This is a genomic window from Pseudomonas sp. PS01301 (assembly GCF_029960215.1).
GTDB classification, from domain to species: Bacteria; Pseudomonadota; Gammaproteobacteria; order Pseudomonadales; family Pseudomonadaceae; genus Aquipseudomonas; species Aquipseudomonas coleopterorum.
The window spans coordinates 1-8,101 of the sequence record NZ_JASCPM010000079.1 but is presented as its reverse complement, the minus strand read 5'-3'; the positions used below and the strand labels follow the sequence as shown (position 1 = coordinate 8,101).

The 8,101-nt window shown below is 64.5% G+C and carries 11 protein-coding genes; all 11 read right to left on the bottom strand.

Annotated elements, in window-relative coordinates; genetic code table 11:
- Nucleotides 1-173 precede the first annotated feature (173 nt).
- Nucleotides 174-1,253 carry a molybdenum ABC transporter ATP-binding protein gene (modC, locus tag QMX89_RS22155; RefSeq protein ID WP_282349903.1) on the bottom strand — a complete coding sequence of 360 codons (1,080 nt, stop codon included), beginning with the start codon at nucleotides 1,251-1,253 and terminating at the stop codon, nucleotides 174-176.
- Nucleotide 1,254: 1 nt separating this feature from the next.
- Nucleotides 1,255-1,938, bottom strand: a complete 684-nt coding sequence (gene modB, locus QMX89_RS22150) for a molybdate ABC transporter permease subunit (protein ID WP_056842574.1) — start codon at nucleotides 1,936-1,938, stop codon at nucleotides 1,255-1,257.
- Nucleotides 1,938-2,687, bottom strand: a complete 750-nt coding sequence (gene modA, locus QMX89_RS22145; protein WP_282349902.1) for a molybdate ABC transporter substrate-binding protein — start codon at nucleotides 2,685-2,687, stop codon at nucleotides 1,938-1,940. Before modA ends, modB begins: the two co-directional genes overlap by 1 nt.
- Before the next feature lie 103 nt (nucleotides 2,688-2,790).
- Nucleotides 2,791-3,633, bottom strand: coding sequence for a bifunctional DNA-binding transcriptional regulator/O6-methylguanine-DNA methyltransferase Ada (ada, locus tag QMX89_RS22140; protein WP_282349898.1), 843 nt, complete (start codon nucleotides 3,631-3,633; stop codon nucleotides 2,791-2,793).
- A 73-nt stretch (nucleotides 3,634-3,706) separates the two neighbouring features.
- Nucleotides 3,707-4,357 (bottom strand): DNA oxidative demethylase AlkB, encoded by a 651-nt coding sequence (alkB, locus tag QMX89_RS22135; RefSeq protein ID WP_282349897.1) that lies wholly within the window; start codon nucleotides 4,355-4,357, stop codon nucleotides 3,707-3,709.
- A 5-nt stretch (nucleotides 4,358-4,362) separates the two neighbouring features.
- Nucleotides 4,363-5,370: a glutathione S-transferase family protein gene (locus QMX89_RS22130; RefSeq protein ID WP_282349896.1), complete on the bottom strand. Its 1,008-nt coding sequence runs from the start codon at nucleotides 5,368-5,370 to the stop codon at nucleotides 4,363-4,365.
- A 179-nt stretch (nucleotides 5,371-5,549) separates the two neighbouring features.
- Nucleotides 5,550-6,566, bottom strand: coding sequence for a glycosyl transferase family protein (locus QMX89_RS22125; RefSeq protein ID WP_282349895.1), 1,017 nt, complete (start codon nucleotides 6,564-6,566; stop codon nucleotides 5,550-5,552).
- On the bottom strand, nucleotides 6,563-6,898 hold the full coding sequence (locus tag QMX89_RS22120) for a TusE/DsrC/DsvC family sulfur relay protein (RefSeq protein WP_056842580.1): 336 nt from the start codon (nucleotides 6,896-6,898) through the stop codon (nucleotides 6,563-6,565). The genes QMX89_RS22125 and QMX89_RS22120 overlap by 4 nt, the downstream gene beginning before the upstream one ends.
- Complete coding sequence (gene tusB / locus QMX89_RS22115) at nucleotides 6,895-7,188, bottom strand: sulfurtransferase complex subunit TusB (protein WP_282349893.1); 294 nt, start codon at nucleotides 7,186-7,188, stop codon at nucleotides 6,895-6,897. The genes QMX89_RS22120 and tusB overlap by 4 nt, the downstream gene beginning before the upstream one ends.
- Nucleotides 7,188-7,547, bottom strand: coding sequence for a sulfurtransferase complex subunit TusC (gene tusC, locus QMX89_RS22110; RefSeq protein ID WP_282349891.1), 360 nt, complete (start codon nucleotides 7,545-7,547; stop codon nucleotides 7,188-7,190). Before tusC ends, tusB begins: the two co-directional genes overlap by 1 nt.
- A gap of 1 nt (nucleotide 7,548) precedes the next feature.
- The gene (tusD, locus tag QMX89_RS22105; RefSeq protein ID WP_282349890.1) at nucleotides 7,549-7,941 is read right to left on the bottom strand and encodes a sulfurtransferase complex subunit TusD; all 393 of its coding nucleotides are present in this window, start codon (nucleotides 7,939-7,941) and stop codon (nucleotides 7,549-7,551) included.
- Between the last annotated feature and the right edge of the window lie 160 nt (nucleotides 7,942-8,101).

Sequence of the window (8,101 nt, the reverse complement as noted above, 5' to 3'; positions counted from 1 at the left end):
TGCTGTCGCCGCGGCGCGAGCCGCGTCCGGGTTTGTGGCGTTCTTTCAGGCGTACCGCATCCACCGTTGACGCGGCTTGCGCCGCTGCTACAGAGACCGCGATCCCCTGTAGCAGCGGTGCTGCGGAGTGTCAGATCCGCCGCGTGCGGCAATCACGCGGTTTGATGCGATCCTCAGGCCAACACGGCAACGGCCTTGATCTGGGCCCAGGCCTGCAAACCTGCCACAACGCCCAGCTGGTCCGCCGAAAAGCGGGTGATCCGCGCCAGTATCAAGGTCTCACCCGCGCGCAGGCTGAGTTGCACATGCGCTGGATTATGTGCCGCCGACACCTGCTCGACGGTAACGGCAAAGCGATTGAGAATGCTGCTGGCGTCGTCCTGGCTCAGGCTGAGGCTGACGTCCCGGGCCTGGATCTTGATCCGCACAGTCTCGCCAGCGGTCCTGAGTTCGTGAGCGACACGCAGGGGTTCGACAGCGCCGGGCAATTGCAGTGAGAGCAGTTGGTAAGTGGGATCGTAGCCCTGCACCCTGGCCTGGACCACCACCCCGGCATCGGCTTCCTGCGCCATGGGCAGGTCTAGGCGCGCCAGGGTCGGGCCCAGTGGCCCGCTGGCCAGCACCCGGCCCTGTTCCAGCACCACCAGGTGGTCGGCCAGACGCGCGACTTCGTCCTGCGCGTGGCTGACGTACACCACCGGAATCTCCAGCTCGTCGTGCAGCCGCTCCAGGTAGGGCAGAATTTCACCCTTGCGTCGGCTGTCCAGCGCGGCCAAGGGTTCGTCCATCAGCAACAACCTGGGGCTGGTCAACAGCGCCCGAGCGATCCCCACACGTTGCCGCTCGCCACCGGACAGATTCGCCGGCTGACGTTCCAGCAGGTGTTCGATGCCCAGCAGACTGCACGCCTGATCGAGCGCGACCTTGCGCTGCTCAGGCTGGATTCGGCGCCAACCGTATTCCAGATTGCCGCGCACCGAGAGATGCTCGAACAAGCTGGCCTCCTGAAAGACATAGCCCAGCGCCCGCTTGTGCGGCGCCACGAAAATGCCCCGGGCGCTGTCCTGCCAGACCTCGCCGTTGACCTCTATGTAAGCGTTCGCAGCCTGCGACAAGCCGGCCAGGCAGCGCAGGCAGGTGGTCTTGCCTGAGCCTGAATCACCGAACAGCGCACTGACCCCGCGCCCCGGCAGTTGCAGGTCGACGTTCAGCGAGAACGTGCCATAGGTCATGTCGATACGGACATGGATCATTTCATCGACTCCAGGCCGAGTGCGGCTGGCGACTGCGGTGCAACAGCAGCAGCACCACGAAGGAAAACACCAGCATGGCCCCGGCCAGCCAATGGGCCTGGGCATATTCCATGGCTTCGACATGGTCGAAGATCTGCACCGAGACCACCCGGGTCTTGTCCGGTATATTGCCGCCGATCATCAGCACCACGCCGAATTCACCCACCGTGTGGGCGAAACCCAGGATGCTGGCGGTAATGAAGCCAGGTTTGGCCTGCGGCAGCACGACGCTGAAAAAACAGTCCCAGGGACTGGCGCGCAGCGTCGCCGCGACCTCCAGCGGCCGCTCGCCGATGGCACTGAATGCGTTCTGCAATGGCTGAACCACGAACGGCATGGAGTAGATCACCGAACCGATCACCAGCCCGGTGAAGCTGAACACCACCGTGCCCAGACCGAGCGCCTGCGTGGCCTGACCAATGAAGCCATGGGGGCCGAGCGCCAACAGCAGATAGAAACCGATGACCGTCGGCGGCAACACCAGGGGCAGGGCGACCACCGCACCGACCGGACCGCGCCAGCGCGAAGACGTGCGGGCCAGCCACCAGGCGATCGGCGTGCCGACCAACAGGAGGATCACGGTGGTCAGGGCCGCCAGCTTGATCGTCAGCCAGATAGCGCCCAGGTCGCTGGCATCCAGCGGCATCAGATCTGGTAGCCGTACGATTTGATGATCGCGGCGGCAGCCGGGCTTTTGAGGTACTGCATCAGCGCCTTGGCGGCTTCACTGTCGCGGCCTTTGTTGAGGATCACCGCGTCCTGCTTGATGGGATCATGCAACTGCGCCGGTACGATCCAGGCCGACCCACTGGACACCTTGCCATCCTTGTAGATCTGCGACAGTGCCACGAAACCCAGTTCGGCATTGCCGGTGGACACGAACTGGAACGCCTGGGTGATGTTCTGCCCTTCGACCAGCTTGGCCTGAGTGGCTTGGGTCAGGCCCAACTTGTCCAGCACCTGGGTTGCCGCCAGGCCATAGGGTGCCGCCTTGGGATTGGCTATCGACAGATGTTGGTACTCGTTTTTCTTGAGCACCGCGCCGTTGGCGTCGACGTAGCCGGGCTTGGCCGACCATAGCGCCAGGGTGCCGGTGGCGTAGGTGAAACGCGAACCGGGAACGGTCTCCTGCTCGCTTTCCAGCTTCGCTGGCGTGGTGTCGTCGGCGGCGAGGAACACTTCGAACGGCGCGCCATTCTTGATCTGCGTATAGAACTGACCGGTCGACCCATAGGCCGCCACCAGCTTGTGCCCGGTGTCGGTTTCGAAAGCCTTGGCGATGGCCTGGATCGGCGCAGTGAAGTTGGCGGCGACGGCCACTTGAACTTCGTCGGCGTGGGCGGCATTGAATGCCAACGCGGTACCGATGGCGAGCAGCGTGGTGGTGAACTTCATGTAGGCAGACTCTGCGGGAAGGAAGACCGTCGTATAGCAAAATATATAGCGTAATGCCAGCGTGATGCGCGGTGCCTCAGGCAGTGCGCAGACACTGCCACCCTCAGACGTTGTCCGGATGACGCTCGCGGGCGAGCAGTTCGCGCTTGCGCTCGACCCCCCAACGGTAACCTGAAAGTCCGCCATCGGTACGTACCACCCGATGGCAAGGCACCGCTACGGCCAGGGCATTCGCTGCACAGGCCCCGGCCACGGCGCGCACCGCGTTCGGCGCGCCGATGCTCGCCGCGACTTCGGCGTAACTGGCCGTGGTCCCAGGTTCGATCCTCGCCAGCGCCTGCCATACCCGTTGCTGGAACGCGGTGCCGCGGATGTCCAGGGGCAAGTCCAGGCCTGCCCTTGGCGCCTCGATGAAGCCCAGCACCTTGGCCACGATCGCTTCGAAGTCCGCGTCGCCTCCGACCAATGTGGCTTTGGGGAAGCGTCGCTGCAGATCGTCGAGCAAGGCTTGTGGCTCGTCTCCCAGCAGGATCGCGCACACGCCGCGTTCGCTGCAGGCCACCAGCACCGCGCCGAGGCTGCATTGGGCAAGCGCGAAGTGGATCGAAGCCTTGCTGCCGCCCGCGCGAAAGGCCGTGGGGCTCATGCCGAGCATGCCATTGGCCGCTTCGTAGAAACGCCCGGATGAATTGAAGCCGCTGGCGTACAGGGTTTCGGTGACGGATTTGCCTTGAAGGAGCTGTTCGCGGACTTTCTCTGCTCGCCGGGCGTTGGCATAGCTGCGCGGCGTGAGGCCGGTCGCGGCCTTGAACACCCGGTGAAAGTGCCATGGACTCAAGCCCGCCTGCGCCGCAAGCTCGCCCAGTTCGGGCACGCCGTCACTGGCCTCGATCTGGCGGCAGGCGGCGGCGATCAATTGGTTGTGAGGGGCAGAAGGGCTGGGCATGGCGCGATTCCATCGATCGTCGAGGCAGGCATGGTAGCGCCTGGTACCGGGGCTGACACTCCGTTGCTTGCGCTCAACCCGCCTTGCGCAGGGTGAAATTGATGCGCTGCGGCCCCATCACCGGATGCACGCCCTCCTTGAGCGGCAGCACGCCATGGAAGCGCAGGCGATCGACCCCGCCCCAGACCATCACGTCGCCGTGCAGCAGGGGCACCCGCAGCGGGCGATCGCTGCGCTGCAGGCCGCCGAGCTGGAACATCGCCGCAAGACCCAGGGAGACCGAAACGATCGGCGCACCGTAGTCGCGCTCGTCGCGGTCCTGATGCAGGGACATCTTGGCGCCGGGCACATAGCGGTTGAGCAGGCAGGCATCGGGGCTGAAATCATCGAAACCGGCCGCAGCCGCCGCCTCCCGCGCCAGGGTGTGCAACACGTCGGGCAGCGCTGGCCATGGTCGGCCGGTAAGGGGATCGTCGCTGACATAGCGATAGCCTCTTGCATCCGTGCTCCAGCCGAACTGACCGCAATTGCTCAGGGCTACCGACATGGTGTGCCCGCCGGGTGTTTCCATGCGCCGGAAGGGGGCTGCCTTGAGTACCTTACGCAAGGCCGGCAGGATCTCGTCAAGCCAGGGCAGGGCAAAGCCGCGCAGGACGAAGGTCTGCTCGCCCAAGGCCTCGCGGCGACTGGGTTGTCGTGGATCATCGAACAATGAAGGCTGCATTGCGCTCAGCCTTCGCCGCGCTGCCAGATGCCCTGGCCTTGCAGGCGCTCGCGATCATGGGCCGTAGTGAACTCCTGCAGCGGTCCCTTGGGCACGATGCCCGTCGGATTGATGGTCGGATGGCTGGTGTAGTAATGGCCCTTGATGTGTTCGAAGTCGACCGTCTGGGCAATACCGGGCCATTGGTACAGCTCGCGCAACCAGTTGGACAGGTTCGGGTAGTCAGCGATGCGCCGCAGGTTGCATTTGAAGTGACCGTGGTAGACCGCGTCGAAACGGATCAGGCTGGTGAACAGTCGCCAATCGGCTTCGGTGAGGTACTCCCCGGTCAGGTAGCGTTGGGTGTCGAGGGTCGCTTCGAGACGGTCGAGCTCGGCGAAAACGTCATCGAAGGCGCTGGCATAGGCCTGCTGCGAGGTGGCAAAGCCGGCACGGTAGACCCCATTGTTGACGTTGGGGTACACCGCTTCGTTGATGCGGTCGATGGCCGATTGCAGGGGCGCCGGATAGAGGTCCGCGCGGTTGCCGGTGATGGCATCGAACGCACTGTTGAACATGCGAATGATCTCGGCCGACTCGTTGCTGACGATGCGATTGTGTTGCTTGTCCCACAGTACCGGCACCGTCACCCGGCCGGTGTACTGCGGATCGTCGCGGGTGTAGCGTTCATGCAGATACTGCAGCGGCCCCAGGTGATCACCGCTCGAGCCGGTGTCGCTGTCGAAGGTCCAGCCATGCTCGCCCATGTGCCAGCTCACAACCGATACGTCGATCAGTGTCTCCAAGGCCTTGAGCTTGCGCACGATCAAGGTTCGATGGGCCCACGGGCACGCCAGTGAGACGTATAGGTGGTAGCGGCCCGCTTCGGCCTTGAAGCCGCCTTCGCCATCAGGCCCCGGGGCGCCGTCGGCCGTGACCCAATGGCGGCGCTGCGAGGATTCACGCTCGAAGGCGCCGTCCTTGCTGCTTTCGTACCACTGGTCATGCCAGCGCCCTTCGATCAGCAACCCCATGTTCGTCTCCCCTATGCGTGTCGATGAACTGTATCACGGTGCCAACGTGTCCATTCAGGCGCACGGTGAGTACCGCTGCTACGGGATCGATCTACGCAGCCACGGCTTAGCAACCCCTGTAGCAGCGGCGCGAGCCGCGTCGGCGGTGCATGCGGTCTATCTGGCATCATGCCGATTGGCTACGACGATTTCGCACACCCTTCCAGATCCCGCGCCGCCCACAGGGCGCGGGCTTCTTCGAACGCCTCTTCGCGGGTACTGCCCAATCCGCGCAGGGCCAGGGCTATGGTCGAGATCAATGCCAGCTCGCCGTAACTGTCCTGACGCTCGCCCTGCCAGAATTCGACCAGGTGATGGCTTTCCAGGCTGGGCGGCTTGACGTGGCGCTGGGCGGCGAGGGCGGGCCATTCCTCATCCCAGGGTAGATGGTCGCGGGTGCCATAGAGATGGCTGGCGCTGTCCGGGTTGATCTCGATCTCGCCGCCGTCGCCCTTGACCACGATCGCGGTGTCACCAAGCAAACCGCTGGCGTCGCGGTGCACCGCCTGGTAGCCAGGGTGGAAGATGCTCTGCAGGCCACACCGTGCACTCAACGGATTGAGAATCCGCGCCAGCGAATGAATGGGCGAGCGCAGGCCCAGGCTGTTGCGCAGGTCGATCATGCGCTGCAGGGGCGCGGCCCAGTCCACCAGTGGCGCGAACGCCAGACCCTGCTGGTCCAGCGCCTGGCCCACCGCGTCCCAGCCCCGGCACAAGGGAATGTTCAAGGTGCCGAGCAACTGCTCGCTGTACAGCCGCCCGGCCGTATGGGCCCCGCCGCCGTGCATGAAGATGCGCCGCCCGCTGCCGCCCAGGCACTTGGCGGCGAGCAGGTACCAAGGCAGATGGCGCTTCTTGCCGGCGTAGGTTGGCCAGTCCAGATCGACGGCCAGCGCAGGCGCCTGCAAGCGCTCGCGCAGGGCAAGGGTGAACCCGGCCAGCTCCTCGGCACTTTCTTCCTTGTGCCGCAGCAGCATCAGGAAGGCGCCCAGTTGCGCGTCCTCCACCCGGCTGTCGAGCAGCATGCCCATGGCTTCGCGGGCTTCTTCGCCGGTGAGATTGCGCGCGCCGCGCTTGCCTTTGCCCAGCGCCCGCACGAACTGGGCGAACGGATGCTCTTCGGGGGTTTCCAGGGTCAGTGCAGGGTAGTCGGTCATATGCAATTGGTCGGTTTGGGCAGGCCCGCCAGTTTCGCAGCGAGTTTGGCAGGAGTGCCGTTGAACAGGCGATTGAGGTGCAGGCTGTTGCCTTTTTCAGCGCCCAGTTGCTGCGCGACGTACTTGATCAGCGGTCGGGTAGCGGGCGAAAGCTGGTACTGCGCGTAGAAGCTACGCAACAGTTCGATGATCTGCCAGTGCTCGGGGGTCAGCTCAAGGCCTTCGGCACTGGCGAGGGCGGACGCAACCTCCGGGTTCCAGTCGTCGAGCGACTCCAGGTACCCGTCCTGATCCAGCGCAATGTTCCGATTGGCGACGGTAAGCGTATTCATAGCCAGCTGTTGACCTTTTCATAGGCCAGGGTCAATTCGACGAACCCGGGGTAATCGAGCAGTTCCACGGCGGGGTTGCCTGGCAGCGCTCGTGCTCGTGCGTCTTCAGCCAGGGCGAACACCGCGACCCCGGCGCTGGATAGCGACGCCCAGGGCTCGCTGCCTGGTGCGAGGGCGTAGACCGCATCGCCACTGAGCAGGATGGCGTCGCCGTGGCCCATCAAACGCAGGCAGCTGGACAGGCGTTGGTCGCTGAACGGCGAATGCGACAGTACGTGAAGGGTACTCATTACAGGGTCACCACCAGGTCGAAGCGCGGCAGCAGCTCGCGCAGTTGCTCATCCGTTTGCGTCTGCGCGGCGACGGCCAACGCTGCATGTGACAGGCCGCGACGGGCCAGGCTGGCGGCGCAGACGAACAGCTCATCGACACCGAACAACGGCAGCGCCTGCAGGTTGGCGGCGAGGTTCTTCTGCTGCACGGCGTCGGGTGCCTGGGCGTCCGCCAGTTGGTAGACCCCGTCGTCGAGAAACAGCATCGAAACCGGCAGGTCATAGGCGCCGCCGGCCAAGGCGATGTCCAGAGCCTCGCGAGCGGCAGGGCCGGCCCATGGCGCCTGACGGCTGATGATCAACATGGATTTGGCCATTTCAGTGACCTCCGAAGCTGACGAGCCGGTCTGCTTGCTGGGCGGCTTCGTGCAACTGTCCCAGCCCGGACAGCTGCCAAGGTTCGGTCAGGTTGGCGGCCGGACGTTGATAGCGGCGTGCTTCTTCTTCATTCAGGATGCCGCGGCGCAAGGCGGCGGCGATGCAGACCACTGCATCGACCTGGTGCTCGATGATGAAGGCGCGCCATTGCGCGGCCGTGTCCGATTCGTCTTGCGCGGTGACGACATTGCTGGACGCCGTATGTACGCCGTCCTGATAGAAAAACACCCGCAGCAGTTGGTGGCCTTGAGCCAAGACCGCCTGGGCGAACAGTAACGCCCGCCGCGAGGCCGGCGAATGAGCGGGCGAATAGACAGCGATGGCAAACTTCATGGGCGGCTCTGATGAGGAACTGTGGCCATGATAAAGGCTGCCTTTGCAAAAAGCCTAGCGAGAAGCGCTGCGCGGAGAATCCGCAGGTACACGCAGCCCCCGGACGCGGCTCGCGCCGCTGCTACAGGGGTACGCGGTCGCTGTAGCAGCGGCGCAAGCC